At 51.7% G+C, this 22,301-nt stretch carries 23 protein-coding genes; 8 read left to right on the top strand and 15 right to left on the bottom strand.

From position 1 onward, the window contains the following. Window positions 1–107: 107 nt before the first annotated feature. Both EBB79_RS12575 and EBB79_RS12580 read left to right on the top strand, forming a co-directional pair. Window positions 108–635, top strand: a complete 528-nt coding sequence (locus EBB79_RS12575; protein WP_127749212.1) for a DUF4142 domain-containing protein — start codon at window positions 108–110, stop codon at window positions 633–635. Then, window positions 632–982, top strand: coding sequence for a cupredoxin domain-containing protein (locus EBB79_RS12580; RefSeq protein WP_127749213.1), 351 nt, complete (start codon window positions 632–634; stop codon window positions 980–982). Before EBB79_RS12575 ends, EBB79_RS12580 begins: the two co-directional genes overlap by 4 nt. Before the next feature lie 55 nt (window positions 983–1,037). Here EBB79_RS12580 and EBB79_RS12585 read toward each other — a convergent pair whose 3' ends face one another. Genes EBB79_RS12585 through EBB79_RS12595 form a run of 3 tightly spaced genes read right to left on the bottom strand, consistent with a single transcriptional unit; the run spans window position 1,038 to window position 2,605 of the window. Beyond that, window positions 1,038–1,562, bottom strand: coding sequence for a peroxiredoxin family protein (locus EBB79_RS12585; protein ID WP_127749214.1), 525 nt, complete (start codon window positions 1,560–1,562; stop codon window positions 1,038–1,040). Next, the gene (locus EBB79_RS12590; protein WP_127749215.1) at window positions 1,541–1,795 is read right to left on the bottom strand and encodes a hexameric tyrosine-coordinated heme protein; all 255 of its coding nucleotides are present in this window, start codon (window positions 1,793–1,795) and stop codon (window positions 1,541–1,543) included. Before EBB79_RS12590 ends, EBB79_RS12585 begins: the two co-directional genes overlap by 22 nt. Window positions 1,796–1,855: 60 nt before the next feature. Next, on the bottom strand, window positions 1,856–2,605 hold the full coding sequence (locus EBB79_RS12595; RefSeq protein ID WP_127749216.1) for a hypothetical protein: 750 nt from the start codon (window positions 2,603–2,605) through the stop codon (window positions 1,856–1,858). Between the two features lie 93 nt (window positions 2,606–2,698). On the opposite strand from EBB79_RS12595, the gene EBB79_RS12600 reads away from it, so the two are divergent. Both EBB79_RS12600 and EBB79_RS12605 read left to right on the top strand, forming a co-directional pair. Then, window positions 2,699–3,241, top strand: coding sequence for a MarR family winged helix-turn-helix transcriptional regulator (locus EBB79_RS12600; protein ID WP_127749217.1), 543 nt, complete (start codon window positions 2,699–2,701; stop codon window positions 3,239–3,241). Continuing rightward, window positions 3,238–3,933 carry an MOSC domain-containing protein gene (locus EBB79_RS12605; protein ID WP_127749218.1) on the top strand — a complete coding sequence of 232 codons (696 nt, stop codon included), beginning with the start codon at window positions 3,238–3,240 and terminating at the stop codon, window positions 3,931–3,933. Before EBB79_RS12600 ends, EBB79_RS12605 begins: the two co-directional genes overlap by 4 nt. A gap of 482 nt (window positions 3,934–4,415) precedes the next feature. Here EBB79_RS12605 and EBB79_RS12610 read toward each other — a convergent pair whose 3' ends face one another. Together EBB79_RS12610 and EBB79_RS12615 are read right to left on the bottom strand one after the other, a co-directional pair. Continuing rightward, complete coding sequence (locus EBB79_RS12610) at window positions 4,416–5,984, bottom strand: FAD-dependent oxidoreductase (protein ID WP_164860801.1); 1,569 nt, start codon at window positions 5,982–5,984, stop codon at window positions 4,416–4,418. Between the two features lie 206 nt (window positions 5,985–6,190). Continuing rightward, a complete protein-coding gene (locus EBB79_RS12615; protein WP_238704889.1) occupies window positions 6,191–7,522 on the bottom strand; it encodes an MFS transporter in 1,332 nt (443 codons plus the stop codon). Window positions 7,523–7,678: 156 nt separating this feature from the next. On the opposite strand from EBB79_RS12615, the gene EBB79_RS12620 reads away from it, so the two are divergent. Beyond that, window positions 7,679–8,089 carry a helix-turn-helix domain-containing protein gene (locus EBB79_RS12620; RefSeq protein WP_127749221.1) on the top strand — a complete coding sequence of 137 codons (411 nt, stop codon included), beginning with the start codon at window positions 7,679–7,681 and terminating at the stop codon, window positions 8,087–8,089. A gap of 226 nt (window positions 8,090–8,315) precedes the next feature. Here EBB79_RS12620 and EBB79_RS12625 read toward each other — a convergent pair whose 3' ends face one another. The 9 genes from EBB79_RS12625 to gstA form a co-directional block, all read right to left on the bottom strand. Then, window positions 8,316–9,767, bottom strand: a complete 1,452-nt coding sequence (locus EBB79_RS12625) for a calcium-binding protein (RefSeq protein ID WP_127749222.1) — start codon at window positions 9,765–9,767, stop codon at window positions 8,316–8,318. A 324-nt stretch (window positions 9,768–10,091) separates the two neighbouring features. Next, on the bottom strand, window positions 10,092–11,561 hold the full coding sequence (locus tag EBB79_RS12630; protein ID WP_127749223.1) for a TIGR01777 family oxidoreductase: 1,470 nt from the start codon (window positions 11,559–11,561) through the stop codon (window positions 10,092–10,094). Between the two features lie 4 nt (window positions 11,562–11,565). Then, entirely contained in the window at window positions 11,566–12,264 is a 699-nt protein-coding gene (locus tag EBB79_RS12635) for a DUF4166 domain-containing protein (protein WP_238704890.1), read from the bottom strand. A gap of 23 nt (window positions 12,265–12,287) precedes the next feature. Further along, window positions 12,288–12,866 carry a GbsR/MarR family transcriptional regulator gene (locus EBB79_RS12640; RefSeq protein WP_238704891.1) on the bottom strand — a complete coding sequence of 193 codons (579 nt, stop codon included), beginning with the start codon at window positions 12,864–12,866 and terminating at the stop codon, window positions 12,288–12,290. Between the two features lie 493 nt (window positions 12,867–13,359). Then, on the bottom strand, window positions 13,360–13,764 hold the full coding sequence (locus EBB79_RS12645; RefSeq protein WP_127749224.1) for a GFA family protein: 405 nt from the start codon (window positions 13,762–13,764) through the stop codon (window positions 13,360–13,362). 4 nt (window positions 13,765–13,768) lie between these two features. Beyond that, window positions 13,769–14,746 carry an NAD(P)H-dependent flavin oxidoreductase gene (locus tag EBB79_RS12650; protein ID WP_127749225.1) on the bottom strand — a complete coding sequence of 326 codons (978 nt, stop codon included), beginning with the start codon at window positions 14,744–14,746 and terminating at the stop codon, window positions 13,769–13,771. Window positions 14,747–14,751: 5 nt separating this feature from the next. Next, complete coding sequence (locus tag EBB79_RS12655) at window positions 14,752–14,958, bottom strand: tautomerase family protein (protein ID WP_127749226.1); 207 nt, start codon at window positions 14,956–14,958, stop codon at window positions 14,752–14,754. An 11-nt stretch (window positions 14,959–14,969) separates the two neighbouring features. Then, complete coding sequence (locus EBB79_RS12660; protein ID WP_127749227.1) at window positions 14,970–15,344, bottom strand: nuclear transport factor 2 family protein; 375 nt, start codon at window positions 15,342–15,344, stop codon at window positions 14,970–14,972. Continuing rightward, window positions 15,341–15,970: a glutathione transferase GstA gene (gene gstA / locus EBB79_RS12665; protein ID WP_127749228.1), complete on the bottom strand. Its 630-nt coding sequence runs from the start codon at window positions 15,968–15,970 to the stop codon at window positions 15,341–15,343. The genes EBB79_RS12660 and gstA overlap by 4 nt, the downstream gene beginning before the upstream one ends. A gap of 127 nt (window positions 15,971–16,097) precedes the next feature. On the opposite strand from gstA, the gene EBB79_RS12670 reads away from it, so the two are divergent. From EBB79_RS12670 to EBB79_RS12680, 3 genes are all read left to right on the top strand, one after another. Then, a complete protein-coding gene (locus tag EBB79_RS12670; protein WP_127749229.1) occupies window positions 16,098–16,448 on the top strand; it encodes a winged helix-turn-helix transcriptional regulator in 351 nt (116 codons plus the stop codon). 760 nt (window positions 16,449–17,208) lie between these two features. After that, window positions 17,209–18,171, top strand: coding sequence for a DUF3137 domain-containing protein (locus tag EBB79_RS12675; protein WP_127749230.1), 963 nt, complete (start codon window positions 17,209–17,211; stop codon window positions 18,169–18,171). A 543-nt stretch (window positions 18,172–18,714) separates the two neighbouring features. Then, the gene (locus tag EBB79_RS12680; protein WP_127749231.1) at window positions 18,715–20,571 is read left to right on the top strand and encodes an adenylate/guanylate cyclase domain-containing protein; all 1,857 of its coding nucleotides are present in this window, start codon (window positions 18,715–18,717) and stop codon (window positions 20,569–20,571) included. Window positions 20,572–21,416: 845 nt separating this feature from the next. Here the strand turns inward: EBB79_RS12680 and EBB79_RS12685 are convergent. Next, window positions 21,417–22,241: an enoyl-CoA hydratase-related protein gene (locus EBB79_RS12685; RefSeq protein WP_202977619.1), complete on the bottom strand. Its 825-nt coding sequence runs from the start codon at window positions 22,239–22,241 to the stop codon at window positions 21,417–21,419. Window positions 22,242–22,301: the final 60 nt, after the last annotated feature.

Raw genomic sequence — 22,301 nt, forward strand, 5'->3', positions numbered from 1 at the left:
GTACAGGGTCTCGAACGATCTGCACGAAATTGCGAATGGTCGAGCATGTCTTGATGTGGTGGATCAAAGTTATTGTGACTTCATAGTAATCGCATTGGAGCTACAGAATGAAAAAAACTATATCCGTCATCGCAATTTCAGCTGCACTTTGTGCGTTCCAAGCGTCCGCTCAAGACGTCGCGGACTTGAACGATCTTGAAATGGCTCATGTTGCCTACACGGCAGACAATATTGACATTCGCTATGCTCATATGGCCCTTGCCCTGTCGTCAAATCCCGAAATTCACGCCTTCGCCAACACGATGATCAGCGACCATACAGCTGTAAATGAGGCAGCTCTTGGACTGCTCGACAAGCTAGGCGCGACGGCTCAGGATAACTTTTTCAGCCAAGCTCTCAATGATGGTGCAGAGCAGGTTATCAATAACTTTTCGAACTTGCGCGGTGTTGAGTTCGACATTGCCTACGCAGCAAATGAATTGGCTTATCACCAGACAGTCAATGACCTGGTTGAACACACTATGATCCCGAATATCGACAATGACGAGGTTCGGGCGTTGTTCCAGCAAGGTCTCGAGATTTTCAAGATCCACGAGGGTCATGCAGAAATGATGGTCAAAGAGCTGACCGAATGACAAAAACAATCACCAGACGTGGTGTGTTGGTGGGGGCAGCTGCATCAGCAGCTGTCTCATCAAATTCCTTGACGTCGGCCAATGCAAGTCGGCCAAAAACACACGAAGTTCGGATAACACAGTTCAAATTTGAACCCGATGTTGTCGTCGTCGAGGTCGGGGACATTATTCGGTGGTCAAATTTGGACCTCGCCCCTCACACTGCAACGGAAACCTCATTCGGCTGGGATACCGGTGAAATCGCGAAAGGCATGAGCAAGGAAACGGTAGTTACTGAAGACATGGGAACACGATACTTCTGCGCTTTTCATCCGCACATGAAGGGGACCATCACAATCAAATTGTAGACCGGCGAGCCGTCAACGCGATCGTCGCCGGTCCGATGCTAGAGAACCCGGTTTTCTATACTGTACACAGTCCGGATTCACATCCGCTTGCGGCTTCCAAGCTGGCATCTGCCCCCAAAGCGCTCCTATCACTCGCAATTAGGGTCGCGATCTCGGCCCCGATCTGAAGCTCTGACACTTGCCCTAATTGATGCGCCTGCAGCTCTCCTTTTTGGTCGATAATTAGCAAACTCGGGGTGCCACGCAATTGGTAGGCTTCCATGGTTTGCGGCACGTACCCTTCTCCCGCAGCGTCCACTGCAATTGGAAAAGTAACTTGAAACTCCTGTAGAAATGCGTTGAGCGAAACGGGTGTCATGGCTGCATGGTGTTCAAATACGCAATGCAACCCAAGTACAGCCACCTGATCTGCCGGAAACATGCGCTGAATTTTTTGCGCCAGCGGTATGCCATGCTGGATGCAGCCGGGACAGAGCATCTGAAACGCTTCTACAACGACCACTTTGCCGCGATAGTCAGCCAGTTTGGTCGTGTCGTCGGCATTGAACCATTCAGTGGTTATGAATTCTGGGGCTTGCATTGGCTTTCCTTCCAATAGTTGTTTGCGGCAGCAACTGTCGCAAAATGGGTTGCGACAACACTGGAAGTGGCGATCAAAGCATCAGCGTCCTGCTCATAGATCGTACGCAATTTACGGCGGATTTCGTCACTAGGTTGGGTCATTTTCACCGCAACACGGGCCATCAGAACGGCAAGTTCATAGCCTTCCTGAGGAGTAGAAACCTCCAGGCTAGTAAGCCAAGGTTTTGGCATGGTAAGTCCTCCGATCAAAAATCAGCAAGGCCCAAGGTGTGGACCCTGCCAAAAAGGGTTTCACTCAATCTTGCCAGGCAGAGAGAGATCACCTGAAGCGACATCAAACACATCCGTGACACATAAAAGCGGCGCATGGATGTTTGCATCGACGCGGAGAGCGGCCGTCACACCGTCATAAGCCACTCCTCCAAGATCGACGTTACTGGCGAACCCAACGTTCACAGTGATTTCCGAGCCATCGAACAGGGGTGTGAACCCAGGGCTATCCAAAAAGATTGGGAAACCAGGCCAGGTGGCGGGGAGCTGTGGTGTTTCGCCCTCGGGGATATCACGAACGGCCAAGGCACCTGCCCCGCAAGCCTCGGTTGGGGTCAGGACCACCCAATGACTGTGCCAGATCAAACCGTCATTGGCGGGATCACCATCACGGTTCTCGTCAACCAAAGGCGTGTCATCAAAGTCAGGGTGGCTGGTTGCCGCCAGCGCCAATATGCCGGTCTCGCCCTCAAATCCGACCGCTGATGGGTCCAGTGACGTTGGCCAGACATAAGACCAGACCGGCGCCCCTCCTACTGTGCCTGAAGGTGCAGGAACGTCTGCACCTGCCACGCCATTTGTGGTCATCTGAAAGGTCACTTGATTGGCATTTCGGTGCGCGTGCGCTGCCAGAATATCGAATGAGGCCACGATGGACTGGTTCACGGGCGAAACAACCGCACCTTGTTTGTGCTCGGCATGATTGCTGTCGGCGTTGGCAGTCAACGCACTAAAGCCAACGGCGATAAGGGTAATGGAAAGTTTCTGCATCAGTTCGGTTCCTATTGTGAATCGGTGTGTATCGACATTTAGTAGCGAGTCGAAACTATTGCAACGGTAATTTCGACTCGCTATATGTTTCCCATGACACAGGAAGAGAACATTAAGGGCTTGATCGCCCGTTTGGCCCGTATTGATGCGAGTGAAAGCTGGAGTGTTGATCTGAACCCGGCGCAACGGTCAGCGCTTGGATACTTGAGACAGGCCAATAGGTTTTCCCGCTCTCCCTCGCATGCAGCCGCCTACCTAGGCACCACCCGCGGCACCGCGACCCAAACGTTCAAGGCACTGATCCGTAAAGGGTATGTATCTGAAGAGCGGTCGCTGACGGACAAGCGCTCAATTTCCTATGACCTGACAGCCACCGGGCGTGAAGTCATTGCCGAGCAAAGTGTCTTAGAGCTCTCTTTGGATCGTTTATCGGCGACCCAATTGGGTCAGATAGAGTCCGGGCTTCGAGGTGCATTGTCTCATGCAATTAACTTGAATGGCCAAAAGCCATTTGGCATTTGCCGCAGCTGTCGCCATTTTCAAGGACGAGGTGCAGGCGGGTACTGCCAACTTTTGTCATTGGCCCTTGAACCTTTTGAAATCTCTCAAATATGTCACGAACAGGAACCCGTATGAGCTGTCCAATTTTAAGTGCCACACTCAACGGCGTATTTGTTGGACGTATTGTAGATCGCTGGCACGGCAGGCCTTCGTCTGCCATTCACAAACTCGCCGTAGATGGGCCGCAAACCGTTACCAAGGTTGGTTTGGACACCGATGCACAAGCGGATTTGAATGTGCATGGTGGACCAAACAAGGCAGTTCATCACTATGCGGCTGATCACTATGCAAGTTGGCAATCCGAAGGATTGCTACCGCCAGGAACGCTGCCCGCAGCTTTTGGTGAGAACCTCTCGACCTTTGGTATGAACGAGGAAACGCTTTGCATTGGAGACATCCTGACAGCTGGATCGGCAACTTTGCAAATCAGTCAGGGCAGACAACCCTGTTGGAAACTGAATGAGTACACCGGACAGAAAACGATGGCCTATCAATTCCAAAAAACCGGTCGAACTGGGTGGTATTATCGCGTGCTGGAGCCCGGAATTATTCAGGTCGGTGACAAAATTACTTTAACATTACGCCCCTGCCCTGATTGGAGCGTCGCAAAAGTCACTCGTGCACGCCTCACAAAACGTATCGCCGCTGAAGACGCTGCGCATCTTTCCCGATTGCCGGAACTAGCCTCAGGCTGGCGAGACGCATTTAGCAAAATGTCAAAAGGGCAGCTAGACGAAGACACTGGGAAACGTCTGGACCCGGCTTAGACCTTTGATAGGTCGCAACTGAAAGCTGGACTTTTCCACATGTCAAAAACTTCAATTTAATCGCCAAACAGTCATTGGCCGCGATGCCTACAAAGGCCTGCAAAGAGCCGTTCGCTGCATTCTGAATGAGTGAATCGATCCGATTGCTTCGGCGAGACCTTTACGGTTTCCTTGGTCAGTCATCATGCCCAATTGAGCAATGACAAACTCCCGGTTACCAATCCATCGGGGTGGCAGCTCAAATGAACCTCGCCTGTAGTAAGTTTGGCAATCGGGCGCATTCCATGTTCAATATTCTCTGGAATGACCCAAAGCTGGCCATTGTACCAATCCCGTCCAATGGCTGGTTCCAGCCCTTTCAAGACACTCACCTACAGCCATCAGGTATGGTGTCTGTTCGACTACCAACGCAAGAAGCGTATGATATTAAGTGGTTATGCCTGGCAAAATAGGCTGGCTGCTGTCGTGTACTGCCAATTGCGTTACATAGCATCTGGTCGACGTCGCGCTTTGGCCAAGTGATTTTGGTACGCATGAAGTTCGGCATCAACGCGCGCGTCAGACCATCCCATATGTGGCGCTGCTACTTCGGCAATCGAGCGCGCTTGTGCAACTCCCTGATCAGGCTCCCACCCCAAACCCAATCTCCGCATAAGAAGATCGGTCAGGCTGCGGGGCATTTCGTCATGAACGCAGCGCTCTACTTTGTCGGCTGATATGCTTGTTGCTCCTTTTTGGCCCGACAAAATCTGAGCACCTTGATAGTCTGGGCGCTGCGGTGTGTTGGTAGGTGACAAGCGGCCAGTGATTTCCTTGACCAGCCGTCTTGCAACACGCCTGTGGGTCATGATTGGCCCACCCGTTAGCGCCAAAAGATTGGGCATTCCGTCAGGCGCAAGATCATGCACTTTGATTTCGCGACTTCCCAGTGGCTCTTCTGGATCGCTGGTCAATGGATTGACGCCCGCCCAAGAATACAAAATGTCGTCACGTGATATTGCCAATTTTGGCAAACATCGGTTGGTCTCAGAAATCATCCAGTCGATTTCCTGATCGGAAGCGGAAACCCCGGCGATATCACCGGTGAAAGGCGTGCGGGTCAAACCGACGTAGTGAACGCCGCGAAAGGGTAAGCAGTAGAGCGGCTCGCCAAGGCTGTTATAGGTGAACACCCCCCAGTCGTTGAATTCCTCTGGCAGGCGCAATGCTATGTGAATGCCCTTTATCCCGGTGCATTTTGGGGCTGCATTGGAACCGGTTTGGTGGATGAGATCATCCACCCAGGCTCCGGCAAGATTGAGGACGAGATCGGCAGTGACACAGGCGGTGTCTGAATCACTTGGAGTGATTTTGTGGGCCGATTGCAGGGTTAGATGCCATCGGGGATCCTGGCCCTGCTGCTTTAGATCCACGACCCGAGTGTAGTTTCGGACTATTGCGCCCATCCGGCGTGCATCGAAAACGGCGTCCAACGCAATGCGCTCTGGCCAATCAAATATATATTCGCGAAAGACCGCCACACTGCGCAGTTTGTCTGGATCGCGCAGCCAGGGGCTGATTGGCACGTCGTTTTGACTTGTTGGGCTGTATCTTTGGTAATCCAGCGGCACCCCCCTTGGGCTCGTCAGTCGCAACGCAGCAAACGCCGCATCCATTTGCCAGGGCGAGTATTGATCATCGTCATAAATAGGTATGCAGAACTTAATCGGTTTTACACGGTTGGGAATTGTATGTACAATTTCGTCCCTCGCCAGCATATCATCACGAACCGTTTTCATTGACTTGGCCAGGCGGTCAGGACGCAGCAATGACTGCCAGAAATCGGTTCCGGTTGCCAAGTGCCGCAATCCGCAATGGAGCAGGCGACTGGAACGGCTGGTTGCCCCGTTGGCAAAATCCCCCTGATCCACCACCAACACCCGGTATCCCGCTGCGCTAAGATGTTGTGCGGCACTGGCACCGTTTATCCCAGCGCCAATAATGGCAATATCCACATGCAGATGATCAAGGCTTGGTAGGTCGGGTGTCGGCAATTCAGAACCTCGTGTCACGATTAGCGTCCCCGCTACATTATTTTGCAAACTCCAAAACACAACGCGTTTTACAGTCCTCCGTTAATCCCTCCTCTTTCGCCATCCATTTGGCTTCAGAATTCTCGTTTGTAGCTTCCGATGAGCAACAACTGTAGAGTTGGTTTCCGGCTTACCGTTGGCTGCGGAGCGGTTGAACGGTGCTGGGACGGGTGGTGAATGGCGACTTACTCTTGAAGCGCGGACACTGCCTGCGGACGATCAAAAGCGCTGTAAATCGCCAAACTCATCGCGACCAAAGCCAACCCCACTGCGACTAAGAAAGACATGGAAAAGGCATATGCCACATCCTCCACGGGGGCGTCGACGACATCACCTCGGCCCAGGAACATCACAAACAAGGTCGGCATTGCTGAGGCACCGGTCATTAGGCCAAGGTTTCGCGAGAGGCCAAGCAAACCCGAAAGACGTCCGCGTTGATCCTTGTCAGCTTCACGCAGAATGATCGTGTTATTGGCCGTAAGAAAGAGCTGAAAAGCCGGAGTTAATACGACCAGCGCGATAACATACCCCCAAACCCCAAGGTAAAGTGGCAATAAAGCCAAGCACAGCAATCCCAGCATGATCTGAATAAGCCCAATGAAAACGATCCGTTTGGCTCCTAACCGGTCCGTTAATCGCCCCGCAGGAACGCCGGAAAGCGCCCCGACAGCGGGGCCAACGGCCAAAACCAAACCGACGAGTGCTGCGTTTAGCCCCAACGAAAACGCCAGAAAGAACGGGCCGATTACGAGGGTGGACATCATTATCGTACCAACCAACACATTCATGACAAATCCAATGCCGTTTCTGCGTTCACAGAGCAGTGTCATCGGTACCAATGGCGAAGCAACGCGGGTTTCGACAACCACGAACAAGGAAAACGCCATCAAAGCGGCGGTAAACAACACAGAGGTGGGGACCGCAACACCGGCTGCCCCGCCACTAGTCGCCAGCGCATAGGCAATAAGAGCAATCACCAGCACAAAGGTCCCCCTTAAATCCAGATCCGCGAGCGAAGCGACCATCCGTGTGGAACTTCGTGCAGTGAAGGCTGTGGTCAGAAAGAGTGTGACAGCCCCGAAAGCTGAAAGGAGCCAAAAAGCCATCCGCCAATCACCCCAAACAAGCAGGGCACCGCCAAACGAAGGGCCAAGGGCTGTGCCAACTGCAGAGGTCGTTCCAAGCAACCCCATCGCTGTGCCCAGGCGCTCCGTTGGAACAAGGTCGCGCACCATCGACATGGGAAGCGCGATCAGGATCGCACCTCCAAACCCTTGCATCGTGCGCCCAGCAATTAACAGGCTAAGATCCGGAGCAGTCGCACATAAAACGGACGCACCGATAAAGACGATGAGGCCTGAAATCAGTACGCTACGATGACCATAAAGGTCACCCAGACGACCGGCTGAGACGATGGCGACAGTAACTGACATGAGATAGGCCAGCACCACCCATTGCACCTCTGACACCGTGGCAGAGAAGCTGTGCGTCAAAATCGGGAGCAGTACAGACGCCACGCTAATACCCAAAGATGCGGTCAAGGTGGCGGCGGCAAGCGCGACTAAAACTGGGAGGGGGCTCCGAGTTTGTGCAGTGTTGGTCATGGTGGCGTCTCTTGTCATTGATTGCAGTAAGTGAATATACTGCCACTTCAAGCCAACTTGAGGTCAAGCATGAAACTTCTCGATATCGGAGTTCTGTCAGAAAAGAGCGGTCTCCCTCCCTCCACACTTCGTTACTACGAAGAAATTGGTCTGATCCAGTCGGTCGGCAGGCACGGGTTACGGCGGCAGTTCGATACACCGGCAGTGACCCAACTTGCCCTGATCTCATTGGGAAAAATGGCCGGATTTTCGCTTGATGACATTAAGGGTATGTTTGCCAAAGACGGATCACCGCAATTGCCACGTGCCGATCTACATCTGCGCGCAGATGCGCTTGACGATCAGATACGTGGCCTTACCCGGCTACGCGACGCGCTAAGGCATGTGGCCGATTGCCCGGCAGAGACCCATATGGATTGTCCAAAATTCAAACACCTCATGCAATTTGCATCACGCTCTATCAGCACTCGGAAACGATGAAATTTCCGGAATCGAGTAAGTCTCTTCAATGCTGAAATTGGTGCTTCCGTGAAATATCAACGTCTTCGGCGTTGAGTGGAAAGCGGATCTTTCCATATATATTGGTATTCCCGAACAGTGGCTGAAGGCGAAATTCGTCTAGGGTGCGGTGAAACACAACCATCCGCCGATTTTTGCAACAAAGCCGGGTACGACCTACAAAAATCTGACGGGACTGAGCACGATTTCAGAAAATGAAATCATCAACAATGAGATCATGAATACCAATATCAATCAAAGTGATCAGCGGGGAAGCGCTTTCGCCTCCCAAACTTGGATCCAGATAGATTTCGACATCTTCCTGAGACTGGACGAATCTAAGCGAAACATTGCCTAGCTTAAAATCGCCAAAACAGGAAATGCGGCTATAGCTCATCCCATTCAATTCAAAATTTATGAAATCGGCCTGCGACGTCAAAGCGCTAAAATCGAGTGAATCAATGCCCACTTCGAAATCCGCGATTGTATCTGTGGCATTCTGTGTCTCAAAAATGAAGTTATCGGCTCCTGCACCGCCGATTAAAAGATTGGCGCCCGTACCTCCCGAGAGGTCATCGTTCCCCTCGCCAGCGTCCAAGGTGTCATTTCCATCCCGACCGTGCAGGATATCCCGGTATCCGAATGTTTCGATTACATTGTCGTTGGCATCCCCCAACATGACGTCATAATAGTTCGAACCATTCAAATTCTCGATATTCACGAGTACTGTATAGATAGCGTCGCCACGGTTATCTTCTTGATTTTCCAGATCGATATAGACGTAGCCAGCAATCAACCTGTAACCAAAGGTATCGATGCCATCGCCACCATCTACATAGTCGTGCGATGAGCCAAGGATGTAATCGTCACCGCCATAGGCAAGGATTGTATCTAACCCCGAACCTCCCGCTAAGTAATCATCATGATTGCCACCTGAAATGTGGTCACTCCCTTGATATCCATAAAATTGGTTGGGTCTATCCATTGCCCCGATCAACGTGTCGTTTCCACGTCCGCCTTGGAAAAACTCAAAATTCCTGACCACATGCTCCACGCCATACTCATCGACAAAGAGATTCTTTGCGACATCAATTAGCAGCGGTTCATAGGACCCAAAAATGCCTGCCTGAAAATTATCATGCCCTTCGCCGCCGTCGATTATCAAAGGTGACATCTCAGTGAGCCGTGGATGGGTGTAGCTATCATTGCCAGCTCCCAAATGAATATCAGTAGCGTCATAGTACTCTGAATGATCATAATTGTCGTCGCTTGAAATTCCGCGCACCAGGTCAACAGCGCCGGTCAAGGCGTCATAAAATGGGGAGAAATTTCCATCGGTGGTCTCGGAGAGAAAATTCTGCAGATACGTACCATCCCAGTTAAGGCTTTCCAGCCTGCCTGCATAATACTCGAACTCAAAAGCAAAGAACTGAACTGTCCCAATTGACCCTGAAACGATTTCTCCATTGTCTACTACAAGATTGTCACCTGACAAGCGCATTCCACCCTTGACTTTGACCTCGCCAGTCCTGCGGTCAAACCCAAGGAACTGTATATCCACCCCATTAGACGTCTGGGTGATTTCCACCTCTTCTGCCGCAAAAAGTCTCCCAGCAAAATCATAGAGCCGATAACTTGCATGCGGAACGTAGGTTGCCATCAATAATTCCTAATTTATTCATCAAATACAACCGGATAAGTATCACCCCTCTGGTTAATTGTCTACATTGCAATACAACCCAACTGATATCTTCCAAATGGCATGCAACTTGAAGCCAAGCTGAATGACAGCTACTGGGCGACAGCCCGACTTTGCATAGGGCGCTTTTTGCTGTGAGTTCAAAGGGGGGGCGCAACACTTTAAATTCACGGCACAATCATCCCAAACATGATTGAAAACGAATTTGGCATTTGTAATATTTGATTATATTTGTCGAACCTTCCTCTGACTTTCGATCGAGCAAAGACAAGTTCCCTTTTCTTCTTACATATTTGGACCGGTGTCCTTCGAACCGGTAATTTCTTTCAACATTGCGCCAAGTTCGATGTGGTTGAATTGAAATCCGTGTCCCAATAGGGCCTTTGGAAGAACGCGTTGACCACCAACCATTGTTTCTTTTCCCATATCGCCCAACCCATTGATCAAAAGCCATGCCGATATATTGAGCACTGCTGGCCGATGAAGGGCAGACGCAAGCGCCTCGGTAAAGCCCGTGTTCTGTATCGCATGTGGAGCGACCGCGTTAAGGGGTCCTTCAACGTCAGGCTTGGCAAGAGCAAAGGCAATCACCCGGATAAGATCATCCTGTTCGATCCATGACATCCACTGCGACCCACTGCCCATTGCGCCGCCGACACCAAATTCAAACGGGGTCAGCAGTTTCGCCAAGATGCCGCCATCGACTCCCAGCACAAGACCTGTGCGCAGCAAGACCAACCTTACTCCTTGCGCCGCAATCGGGGCTGCGGCCCCCTCCCAAGCAGCACAGACGTCATGCACGAATGCGGGCTGTGCGGTGGCGTCTTCCGCCAATCCTTCATCATCCTCGCGCAGGCCGTACCAGCCGATGGCTGAACCGCTAATCACCACAGCAGGTTTATGGTCTAAGCGCGCAATAACAGCGCCGAGCCGAGTTGTTACATCCACGCGAGACTGGACAATACGCGCGCGTTTTGCTGCTGTCCAAAGTCCAGTTGCGATCCCTTCTCCTGCAAGATTGACGATTGCGTCAAAAACATCTTCGTTCTGGATCATCTCAAGGCTAGAAATCACACGCACCGGATGAGCCAGATCGCTCGCTTTCTTGGGATCGCGGGTTAGAACCGTAACATAGTGGCCAGCTGCAACAAGCGCCTGTACCAAACGTGCCCCTATGAAACCAGTTCCGCCTGTGATCAAAACCCGCTGTCGTGGTGGCAATGCGGCGACCAGTTTTGCCGGATCGCCGCGATCCAATCTCAGACTACGATTTGCGGCCAACAAATCACGGAGGCTGAACACTCCTACAGCTATTGCAGACACCGTTGCAAAGACACTCCACCAACCATAGTTGACTGGGATCAGCGCATTTGGCAGGGCAGACCATTGCCAGAAATATGGTGCGGCCAGTGCAAGGATAGCCCCATAGTTCAACGCTAAGAGAGTATGGTTGACACGCTCAGTGGCGGGAAGCTTGCGGGTCATATCCTCTTCGACAAAATCCCAAAGTGTTATCAGAACTTCAAGCGCGAGAATGCCGGTAAGTATCATTGTATAAATGCCGTGCGGCTCCAGCCATGCGAAGCTTAGAAAGATCACTGCATAGAAGAAATTGCGGACGCCATGCAGGCGTAACTCTTGCTTTTGCGATGCGCGCCACGCCAAACGCTCAGTGCCTTCATGGTGAATAAGCGTATCAAATGCCCCCATAAACACTTGGACAGAAATAAGGCTCCATAAGACTGGGTTGTCCATCGGATTAGTCCTTTGCATCCTGAAAAATTGCGTCTTGTTCCAGTAAGTCGCCAAACAATTGATTTTTAAGTCGAAGCGAAAACCGGAACTGACCCTGCCCCATGTCGTGATGTCCAATGACCAATGCGCCAGGGCTTAGGCAGCGAGGCAGACGAAAGCGATGGCCCAACAAGGTCAGGAAATAATGATCGCTTTTAAAGAACAGATCCATGTCTTGGACCTCCACGTTCAAGGCCATCCCGATACCGTAACCGATGTATTCTTCAAGCCCTGTTGAACCCGCAAATCGTTTTGAGCTGTGAACCACATGAGGAAAGCCAGATGCACGACCATACTGACGGATCCAGAACTGCCCATTGCCAGCGATATCTTCGGTCACGATCACAACGGCGGGCTGGCCAACACTGGACATGTCAAAAGGCAACGGTGCGCCGACCAGCCGCGCAGCATGCGCCAAGAGCTTACCTGCCCAATTCATTTTCATAACTGCAACGCTGCCTTGATAAGTCACACTGCCCCCACCCTTGACGCGTTTGCCAAATCGTCGACGAACAGCAATCGGCAACTCTTTCCACATGGACGCACCAAGAAGTTCGCTAAAACGGGTATCAACGGTTTCAAAATCTAAATGAAGTGTAGGGTCGTTCGGCATGATAATCACCTCAACAGAACTGTTGGTAATTTCTGTAATTACAGAACTCATTAGTCGAAAAAATTGTAAGTGACCTATTCCGACTTCTTACCGTTCAATGTGAGGAGGGAAATCACCTTGTTGCCCATTTTCATAAGTAAATTCAGCTTTGATTTTGGCACGTTCAACATCTGCCCATACCAGGTGTCAACGGTCGTCAGGAAAGCTTGCATTTCCTGCATGCGTTTAAGCACCTCAGGGTGAATTTCCGGCTCAATGGACGCCTTATCAAGGCAATCAGAGATAGCAGAAATTGCCGGGTCGATTTCACGTTCCTTGCGCCCCTGCGCGATGCGCATCGCCATTTCCCAAACATCCGTTTCCGCACTAAAATGTTCTCTGCGATCTCCAGGTACGGGGACACGACGGATCAATTTCCAGCCAACCAGTTCCTTCAAAGAGTTGGAAACATTTGACCGGGCAATTCCCAGTTCACCCGAGATTTGTTCCGCATTGAGCGGAGAGACACTCAGAAACAGCAGCGCATGTATCTGCGCAACTGAGCGATTGACGCCCCATTGCCCGCCCATGTCGCCCCAATAGAGGATGAATTGCGACTTTGCAGATGCGTCCGATATGCCTGTTATTTCTGTCATAACAGAAATATTGAGCATTTCCGAAGAAGTGTCAAGCTAAAGCCAGCATTTTTAGCCCCTTCAAAGAAATAGCCAAACTGGAGGCGATGATGCGCAAACCAAAACCTGCACGGGAGCGAGCAGCACAGGAACCCGTCCACCATCGAAGTGGATGGGCCTAAGATGTAGATTTTGTATTTGCCTAACGTGATGGAAGTGGGAAGCGTTTTGGGGGAAACCGACGCATAGTGATCCCGCGTATGAGCCGAGTGCGGCGCAATTTTCTAACATGTTCATCACATAGCTGCCGTTGGAGCGACACCTAGAAAACTCAGAAATGGCACCGTCAGCAACCAACGCTGCTGCCGCAGATATTCGTCAGTATGGGCGGACACAGGCCACTCGCTGCGACCTGCATCATGGGCAATTTACCGCAACATTGCCCCTCTGTGGCTAGTACACCAATGAACGGTCACAGCGTCTCTCGATGCAACCAATTCTTGGCCATCACCGGGTGCAACTCGGGGCTGGCCTACTCAGGAAACCCCGGATGTGTGTTGATCTGCTCAAGTCTTAACGACCAAGAAGGCTGTTCAGCCGCAAATATTCTGGTCCGTTCGCCGACAACCGGCTCTTCGTGCAGCGAGCCCGCCGGAACGACTACTTTTGATCCATCGCCGCTGGACCAAGGGACGCCCGAACCGCATATACGACAGAATGTTTTGGATATGTCCCGCCCCGGCACCTGATAGCGCACGATGTCCTCAGCTCCGCTGAGCCAGCTGAATCCGTCCGCTGTCACGAAAAGGTTTGATGCAAACGCCGATCCGGTGATCTGTCTGCACTGATCACAGCTACAAAAGAACAGCTTGTCGAACGTTTTGACGACCTCGAAGGAGACTGCGCTGCACAGGCAGCTTCCTTTTATTTTCTGCATCACCTCAATCCTTTACTGTTGGTTCAACAAGCCGAACGATGCACCGCAAACGATCCTCAGCCTGTGAAATCATTCGATGAAGGCTGACTTGCGCGGGTTCGCGAAGCTGGATGAGATCGGCTGCTTCGCCGACGATCACGGCGGCAACATCAGTGTCACCCGCAGCCGAAGCGGCCTTGAAACGAGCCTGTTCTTCCGCAAGATTTTGGATGAGGCCGTCCAAGTCCGCACTCCACCGCCGCGTGAAAGCATTGCGCATCGTGCGCAGGTTCCAGCCCGGTGGCCAGTCGAGACCACGTGCCATGTCGAATATGGAACTGCGTTCTGTATCGTCACCGGAACCGCAAATGGCAGCTTGTTTGGCATTGTCATTGGCGAGGGATTCATCACTTGCAAAGAAGCCGCTTCCACACAGCACGCCCGATGCACCAAGCGCCAGAGCCGCAGCCAATCCACGTCCATCAGCGATGCCACCTGCGGCGATGACTGGTATTTCCTTCGCAATATCGACAACCGCGGGAACGAAAGGCAACGTCGCTCTGGTGCCCCCGTGTCCGCCTGCCTCCGTGCCCTGGGCCACGATGGCATCGACGCCAGCGTCCACAGCTTCACGCGCTTGATCCAGGGTCTGCACCTGAACGACAAACTTCGTCTGCCCATCCCTAATTCTAGGAAGGAACGGCTTAAAATTGCCAAACGAGAGCATCAGCACGGCAGGAGTACGGTCGAGGACAAGATCGAGCAGATGGGGCTGACGGGCCAGCGACCAAGTGATAAATCCTACCCCGATCCGCGCATCGCCCGCAGCGTCGAACTCGCGTTCCAGCCAGTCGGCGTCGCCATACCCGCCGCCAATCAGGCCCAAGCCGCCCGCCCTGCTCACCGCAGCAGCAAGCGCCCCGCCGCTGACACCCGCCATCGGTGCCAGCAGGACGGGATGTTCGATGCCAAACAAATCACAGACAGGTGTGTGAATAGACACTCTGCTCAACTCGCCACTTCGCGTCGGTACTGTTCCACCGGCAGGCCACCGATCCCCCAATTTTCAAGCGCAACTTCTTCGATTACGACAAAAGTCGTTGCCGGAGACTTGTCGAGAACCCGAACCAGCACATCGGTAACACCGCTGATGAGTTCGGCCTTCTGAGCAGAGGAAACGCCCTCTCGTGTCACCTTTATGTTTACATATGGCATGATGTCTCCTTTCAAGAAACGTGTTCAGTGACGTGAAAAACCTTGGCTATGATCCGCCACGTGCCGTTAGTCCGAACTAAAGTCAGAAAATCGATGAAGTCGCGCGTGCCGATAGAGCAGCGGACGCGGGCAAAAGCGGTGTTGTCGCCCGCAAACTCTATAGCATCGATCCTGTCTCGGCGAGGTTCAGCACGTGACGCTGGAGATTCCCGCGTCTCTACCACCCGGAAATATTCATCCATCGTGCGATAGAGCAACGGCACCTCGTCTGCCGTTGCGTAGATTGCCTTTGTGTGAAACGCGATGGACAGCCTGTCAGTGTCGGCGTGATAGAGACCATCGAAATAGGTCTCTAGCACGCCGGTTACGGCAGCAAACTCGCTCATGCCACCTGCTCTTGCTCGATCAGCCCCTCGGTGACCATCGCTTTGACGACGGCAGGACGGGCAGCCACACGGGCCACATAATTTTGGGTCTTTGGATATGCGTCGAGACTCACCCCGATGAAATTTGTCCAGTTCAGCACCACGAACGCGTAGGCATCCGCAACGGTGAAAACCTCGCCGAGCAGGTAACTTCGACCATCTGCGAGGCTTCGTTCGATATGGGCTACGCGGCGTCCAATACCCTTCTCTGCATGTTGCTTTGCCTCAGCATTAAGTGGCGTGCCTGAAAAAAACGGGCCAAAGGATTTATGCAACTCGGACGATACAAAGTTGAGGGCTTCCTGAAGCCTTGTGCGCGCCAACGTACCGTTCGACGGAGCAAGTCCGGCGTCGGGCATCTGATCAGCAAGATACTGGAGCACAGCAGGGTTTTCTGTGATGACTTCTCCGTCATCGTTGACCAACGCCGGGACATAGCCGTTCGGGCTGATCTTGCGGAAATCCTCTCCCGCTTCGGTCTTACCCGCATCGGTATCTGTCTTATCGAGTTCAAACTGTATGCCGAGTTCGTTCAGGATGATGTGGGATGCCATCGAGCATGCACCGGGTTTATAATATAGCTTCATGAAACTTGCCTCCATTCGATTGGTTGGTTCGATGAAGAAGAGATGGAGTATCGGCTAACCGTTGACAACTTGGTTTCCAATGGTTACTTCATTATCGAGTTACCTGAAGGAAAGCTAGTAACCCAGCATGGCCCTCAAAGTCCGCAAGAACAAAAGCCCCAACCCACCGCCGCCCTGCATGTTGACGCATTGCATGGCGGTGATCTCCGGCGCATGGGCGGCCAACGTGATCTGGTCGCTACGAGCTGGCCCGCGCAGATTTAATGAATTACGCGGTGACATACCGCCAATCTCTGCCAAGGTTCTATCAACTCGGTTGAGCGAGTTGGAGCAACGCGGTGTGCTGCGCCGGGACGTTCAACCGACCTCACCGCCATCGGTAGAATACGCTCTAACAGAACTGGGCTCGGAACTCGTGCCTGCGCTAGAGGCAATCGTGCAGGTCGGGCACAGATTGAAGGCGCTTGGTCATGAATGACCATCGAGATTAGTCCCTTTTCTTCGCAATTTTGCAGCAAAGCAACCACTGCAACTGGCGCTGATTTTAGTGGAACGTCATTTGGGTCAGAACACTTATTGCTGGATTAAAAGCGCCCGATTTTTGCGGTTTTCAACCGTTCCATCATTGTGGTGCATTGGCAATATGAGCTCGTTCCTGCCGTTCGCTGCGAAGCAGTAGAATGCCAAACCGCAATGTTCCGGGAAGGCCGAATATTCATTCAGTCCGCAGCGCAAATTGACAAACCAAAGAACGGGTCGCCGACGAACCTGATACATTATCAACGAAAATTGGTATAGGTAGCGAGGAGACCCATCGTGCTCTGGCTAAGAAACTGAGACCGAAAAGTTAAGACCTGCACCTTGAAGCGCTCAAAAACACTGGGTTTCGTTGCGCAAAAGCAGGGTCAGCGGGCCCGCTATGGCCGTCATCGTGCTGGCAAACCTGATCGCCGCATCTGCCTGGTCGCAACTTCATTTCGTGACTGGTGTAAATGCGGATGATGTCATGGTGACTGGAATATCGGCCGGCTGAACGCCACGATCGGAAGAACTGGTCTCGTAGGCGCATCCATGCGCGACAAGATTGGTCCTCGCTGCAACTGGTGCTGCCAACAGGCAAGTGGCGAGGTTATCGAGAAGGATTTTCAGCATCAGGCTAACGTTTCATCACAAGAAAGGGTCGACAGCGACGCAGCCAAGTTTAACATATCCACTCCGTAACCGCAGAAAGTTGAACTATGGGCGATTTCACCTTTACCGAGCAAGAAAGTTACGAAGCAAATTTTGCCCAGGTGTATGACAAGGAAATTGTACCCTATCTGCGGGAACTGGAAGAAAGGCGAATACGCGCGATCAGGCGAAGCCACAAGATTATGGCGGCCATTGCAATGGTTTCGCTCTTTCTGGCCTGGCGCGCCTATCAACTCGATCCGGTTCTACCGATCATGCCTGTCGCCTTCGGCGGATTTGCATGTCTCTTTTTTTACATCAGCCGGGGCGACAAACTGCAAGGTGAACTGACTGCCTTCATCCGGCCCATCCTCAGCGACTTCATGGAGGATATTTCCTTTTCCGAAGAGAGCTCGGCGGAGGAAGTCCAGCTTGCAAACCTGGAAAGGCTCTGCCTCGTGCCCAAGGCCGACAGCCGTACCCTGGGCCCCCGGATCTCCGGCAGTTGGCGCGGCGTAAACTATCAGCTCGTCAAGGCAAGCTTTGTTGAGCGGTATCGCGATCATGAAAACAAGCAGAGAACCAGAACTCTGTTTAGCGGTATCTTGGTTGAGATCGAATGCTGGAACCCGATGCCGACCATCGTCTTCCTGCCGGACTTCGGAAAAATCGCCAACCAAGTGTATTCATGGGCAACCCGAGATGTGCGGCCGCCCCACAAATTGGACCTGCCCAATGAGCTGGAGCGCGTATTCGAGGTATACACCGATGATCGCGACCGCGCCATTGAGGCGCTCGATACGTCGTTCGGACAGAAAATCCTGAAAATGTCAGAAGAATTTCAAGGATCGGAATCCCATATGTCGACGGCCTTCCAGGGAAATACGTTCTTCATGGCCATACGCCTGGATCATGGTTTTCTCAGCTTCGACGTCATGAGCAGGCCGTTGAGTGAAGTCGACGAAAAGATCCACCAAGCGTTCAGGGATCTGACAATACCCCGCCGAATAATCGATCAGATTCTGGATTAACCCGCTATGGCAAGCGTTATTCTCATTACGGAAGACAGAGGCGTACAGCCCGTCCATTGCGTGCACAAAAACCCGTTGGTCCCGCCTCATAGCAGTTCGCAACCCGCGCGGTAAAGGTCAGCTTTTCGCGGATTGGTGCGGGGGGCTGAAGGTCTGGTATGGGCTAAAAGCGGGAACTTGCTGCGTCGAGGTCCAACTGCGGCAAGCCGCAGATTACGACCTTTGCAAGATCAGTTCGATCGGGTGTCGTGGTCGTCACGAACGGCCCAGGGCAGTCACTCATTAATTCGAGATCTAGTGACCAGTCGTCAGCTAAAGCCCGTGAACAGTCGCCTAAAACCAGAGCTGCGTACAAAATGGTCGTCAAGCTGGTTTGATCCGAAATCGATTGGCGTATGGTCGAGTTGTGTTTGTCGGGGAAGATCGACACACATTTTCAATTTCCATTCCGTAACGCCCAACTTTTCTGCATTTTGAGCAAGACAGAAATCTTCGTAGAAAACGCATAATTTACCGCTAGTCTTTCCTTTAGGGAGGATACCAATGGTTCGTCGACTTGCAGCGATACTTGTCGCCGATGTGGTCGGTTTTGCCCGTCTTATGGAACAGGACGAGGTCGGTACGCTGAATAGTTTGAAAGCCCTTCGGAAAAACTTGGTCCAGCCCAAAATAGAGAAACATGGTGGCCGGATTGTCAAACTGATGGGGGACGGAATGCTAGTCGAATTTACTAGCAGCATTGAAGCTGTCGAATGTGCACTCGAAATCCAGAAACTAATGCCGGGTTTTCAGTCTAATTCTTCCTTAGCCAGCAAAATCGAATTGAGAATTGGCATCAACCTTGGTGACGTCATCTCTGAAGGGGCAGACATTTACGGAGATGGTGTAAACGTTGCTGCCCGTTTGGAGAGCTTGGCTGATGCAGGTGGAATTTGCGTTTCGGGAAGCGTTTTTGACACTATCAATGGGAAGGTTGCTTTGTGCTCTGAAGACATCGGTCCACAATCCTTAAAAAACATCTCCAGAGCCATCCAAGTATTTCGCCTGTATCCAGCCAAAAATTCAGAAGTGGCTACAGCTGCGCACAAGGACCAGACAGCTACAACTGATCGAAAATCCATTGCTGTTTTGCCATTTGATAATATGTCAGGTGATCCAGAGCAGGAGTATTTTTCCGACGGAATTTCCGAGGACATTATTACGGATCTATCCAAAATATCGGCCCTTTTTGTGGTCGCCCGGAATTCCAGCTTTTCCTACAAGGGCAGCAACGTAAATATTCAGCATGTCGGCCATGACCTGGGAGTTAATTATGTCGTGGAGGGAAGTGTCCGAAAAGTTGGTAATAGGGCCCGTCTTACAGCTCAGCTAATCGACGCTAAGACTGGTGGTCATATCTGGGCTGAGCGCTATGACCGTGAGCTGGACGATGTGTTTGCTGTTCAGGATGAAATAACAACCAATATTGTTAAGGCCTTGCAACTGGTCCTGTTGCCAGTCGAAGCCGAACTTGTCGCCAAAGCGCCGACCTCTGACTTTCAGGCTTACGACTACTATCTCAAAGGTCGCCAATGTTCTCATTACATAAGAACAGCGAAATTCATTGAAGCCAAACACCTCTTCGAACGGGCTATCACCTGTGATCCCAATTTTGCCCGCGCGTATTGTGGCCTGGCTGATTGCGGCACCCAATTATACTTTTGGGAAGGTGATGATGACTACCTTGAAGGCGTGCCACAAGCGATTGAGAGGGCATTGCAAATTGATGGTAATTTGGCCGAGGCCCATGCGTCTATGGGATTTTATCTGTCTCTGACGGGAAGTTTCAACAAGGCTGAACGTGAGTTTTTCCAGGCCACAAAACTTGATCCAAATCTCTACGAAGCGCAATATTTCTGGGGACATCTATACCTTACGCATGGTTATTCAGCAAAGGCCGCCGAACATTTTGAGCAAGCCTGGAAGGTGTCCCCCCGAGACCCTCAAACACCGGGATTGCTGCTAGGAATTTACCGCGACCTGGGTCGCTTCGGCGAACTAAAGAAAACTGCAGAGAAGACCCTGAAAATAGGGCTTCGCAAATTGGAGTTGGAACCTGACAACACAAGAGCCTGTATGTCGTGCGCATTTGCTTATGCGCATTTGGGGGATTTTAGAAATGCAGAGCTCTTGGGTATCCGCGCGATCAACAATGATCCCGACGATAAAATTAATTTTTACAACCTCGCTTGCCTCTACGCCCTTATGAACCAGCCAGAAAAGGCACTGGACTACCTTGAGCAAACTGCCAGAGATGCTGACCACTTGCTGAGGTCAATCATGAATGACGGGGATTTCAAAACCCTGCGCAGCCTCCCGCGATTCATTGCTATGGTCCAGCACTCCGAATTATCCGAATGACCAACATCGAGCCCTTCACTTTTAATGTAATCATCGTGACCCGATCAACATTTCACCTCTTTTTCGGTTTAGTGAAACTTTTTAAAACAACGTATTGTCTGGTGGTAATCGCCCCCCCAAAAAAGCCAAGGGCATTTTGAACATAACCGAATTATGCCGACGACAGCGCCGCGTGCGTTAAAAGCGCTGAAGAAGGAATTTTTGAATGTGGTTTAAAACCCTTTAATAAACCTTTCAAAGAGCTGACTAAACATAACGCTGCAAGAAGCGGAGGAGGTCTGACCTGCCCCCAAGGCTCCCTCATTCATAATGAGAGCTTGCGGGTTAGGATTTCATATCCGGTGGTGTCGTTTTCGGCCTGCGCAGCGCGCTCAACCTCGGCTCGTGGCTACCCCTCACGGAATCCATCATTGACCAGCTACCAAGCTTAGAGTTGGTGACCTGAGCCCCAAGCTCCCTCCAACTTTACGCGGAGTGCTTGGAGTTAAAACTTTGGGCTTAGGCTGCCAATCCGTGCCGGAGATTGAATGAAACTGTTCCCACCTCGCCAAAACCAACTGAACGTTCATCGGAGCAATAAGTTTGTAGATTATGCTGAAAAAGGAGTTTTTCAACAGGTCCGGCTCAACTCGGTATTTTTTCGCGCGACGCTCAAATGTCCGTTTAGGACAGCGCCGGGACATTTTGCAATCGTTGCCACCTGCGCATTGTTACCGTTGGACCTTGGGGCAAGGCCAAATACCAAAAACATAAAGGCATTGGCCAGTTTCTGGCACGGTTGGCCATGCTCGGCGTGAAGGTGGGGATAATACAAAAACTATCAATGCGAACGACGAACACGTCCACTATTCTTCATCCGTCCACTTGGGAGACGTTTTGGTCAGAAAGGAATTGAAGCCACGTAGCGCATCTTCTGTCGAACATACTTCGATCATGTTATCTATACCGACAAGGTATGCTTCCTCCAGTGACATTTCGATCTGTTGATAGAAGGCCCTCTTACCGAGACGTATACCCTCGCTCGAGCGCTTGGCAATTTTCTGAGCCAACGTTTCGGTTTCTTCGTGTAATCTCTCAGGCGAAACGGTTCGGTTGATCAATCCGAACCTCACAGCGTCAGCTGCGCTAAATATATCGCCAGTCAGCGCCATTTCCATGGCGTGTTTCCTGTGCATGTTTCGGCCCACTCCGACCAGTGGGGTGGTGCAAAAAGCCCCAAGATTAACCCCGGGCATGCAGAATGTTGCCGTGTTCGCAGCGATGGCTAGATCGCAGGCCGAGACAAGCTGTGCGCCACTTGCAGTGGCAATACCCTGTACACAAGCAATGACAGGTTTATCCCCGTGGATGATCGTCATCATCATGTTTTTGCATTGGGTCAGTATTTCGCGTTGCTCCGCGCGAGTCTGCTGCAAATCCCTGCTGCCGCTCATTTCGTAGAGGTCATGCCCGGCGCAAAAGATACGACCCTCGGCAGATAATATGATCACCTTGGCTTTCTTGTCGGCGTAGGCCGCATCGAGCGCGTCTTTGAGAGTCGCGATCGATGCCAGTGACAGTATATTACCTTGGTCGGGACGACACATAGTGAGCCACAGGACGCGATCTGACATCACTTTTTTTAGGTAAATTGAATCTGCCATACTTTGCGAATTCGCAGGGTTGACCATGTTCAGTCCTCCAAAAAGGTGATTTTAATATACACTAGTTTCTCGCTGGTTGGCAGTGCG

Origin of the sequence: Parasedimentitalea marina, from assembly GCF_004006175.1 — a bacterium.
Taxonomy (GTDB): domain Bacteria; phylum Pseudomonadota; class Alphaproteobacteria; order Rhodobacterales; family Rhodobacteraceae; genus Parasedimentitalea; species Parasedimentitalea marina.

Coding starts and splice junctions, on each gene's coding strand:
- EBB79_RS12575 (WP_127749212.1), top strand. CDS start 108: ATGAAAAAAACTATATCCGTCATCGCAATTTCAGCTGCACTTTGTGCG.
- EBB79_RS12580 (WP_127749213.1), top strand. CDS start 632: ATGACAAAAACAATCACCAGACGTGGTGTGTTGGTGGGGGCAGCTGCA.
- EBB79_RS12585 (WP_127749214.1), bottom strand. CDS start 1,562: ATGCAAGCCCCAGAATTCATAACCACTGAATGGTTCAATGCCGACGAC.
- EBB79_RS12590 (WP_127749215.1), bottom strand. CDS start 1,795: ATGCCAAAACCTTGGCTTACTAGCCTGGAGGTTTCTACTCCTCAGGAA.
- EBB79_RS12595 (WP_127749216.1), bottom strand. CDS start 2,605: ATGCAGAAACTTTCCATTACCCTTATCGCCGTTGGCTTTAGTGCGTTG.
- EBB79_RS12600 (WP_127749217.1), top strand. CDS start 2,699: ATGACACAGGAAGAGAACATTAAGGGCTTGATCGCCCGTTTGGCCCGT.
- EBB79_RS12605 (WP_127749218.1), top strand. CDS start 3,238: ATGAGCTGTCCAATTTTAAGTGCCACACTCAACGGCGTATTTGTTGGA.
- EBB79_RS12620 (WP_127749221.1), top strand. CDS start 7,679: ATGAAACTTCTCGATATCGGAGTTCTGTCAGAAAAGAGCGGTCTCCCT.
- EBB79_RS12625 (WP_127749222.1), bottom strand. CDS start 9,767: ATGGCAACCTACGTTCCGCATGCAAGTTATCGGCTCTATGATTTTGCT.
- EBB79_RS12630 (WP_127749223.1), bottom strand. CDS start 11,561: ATGGACAACCCAGTCTTATGGAGCCTTATTTCTGTCCAAGTGTTTATG.
- EBB79_RS12635 (WP_238704890.1), bottom strand. CDS start 12,264: ATGAGTTCTGTAATTACAGAAATTACCAACAGTTCTGTTGAGGTGATT.
- EBB79_RS12640 (WP_238704891.1), bottom strand. CDS start 12,866: ATGCTCAATATTTCTGTTATGACAGAAATAACAGGCATATCGGACGCA.
- EBB79_RS12645 (WP_127749224.1), bottom strand. CDS start 13,764: ATGCAGAAAATAAAAGGAAGCTGCCTGTGCAGCGCAGTCTCCTTCGAG.
- EBB79_RS12655 (WP_127749226.1), bottom strand. CDS start 14,958: ATGCCATATGTAAACATAAAGGTGACACGAGAGGGCGTTTCCTCTGCT.
- EBB79_RS12660 (WP_127749227.1), bottom strand. CDS start 15,344: ATGAGCGAGTTTGCTGCCGTAACCGGCGTGCTAGAGACCTATTTCGAT.
- gstA (WP_127749228.1), bottom strand. CDS start 15,970: ATGAAGCTATATTATAAACCCGGTGCATGCTCGATGGCATCCCACATC.
- EBB79_RS12670 (WP_127749229.1), top strand. CDS start 16,098: ATGGCCCTCAAAGTCCGCAAGAACAAAAGCCCCAACCCACCGCCGCCC.
- EBB79_RS12675 (WP_127749230.1), top strand. CDS start 17,209: ATGGGCGATTTCACCTTTACCGAGCAAGAAAGTTACGAAGCAAATTTT.
- EBB79_RS12680 (WP_127749231.1), top strand. CDS start 18,715: ATGGTTCGTCGACTTGCAGCGATACTTGTCGCCGATGTGGTCGGTTTT.
- EBB79_RS12685 (WP_202977619.1), bottom strand. CDS start 22,241: ATGGTCAACCCTGCGAATTCGCAAAGTATGGCAGATTCAATTTACCTA.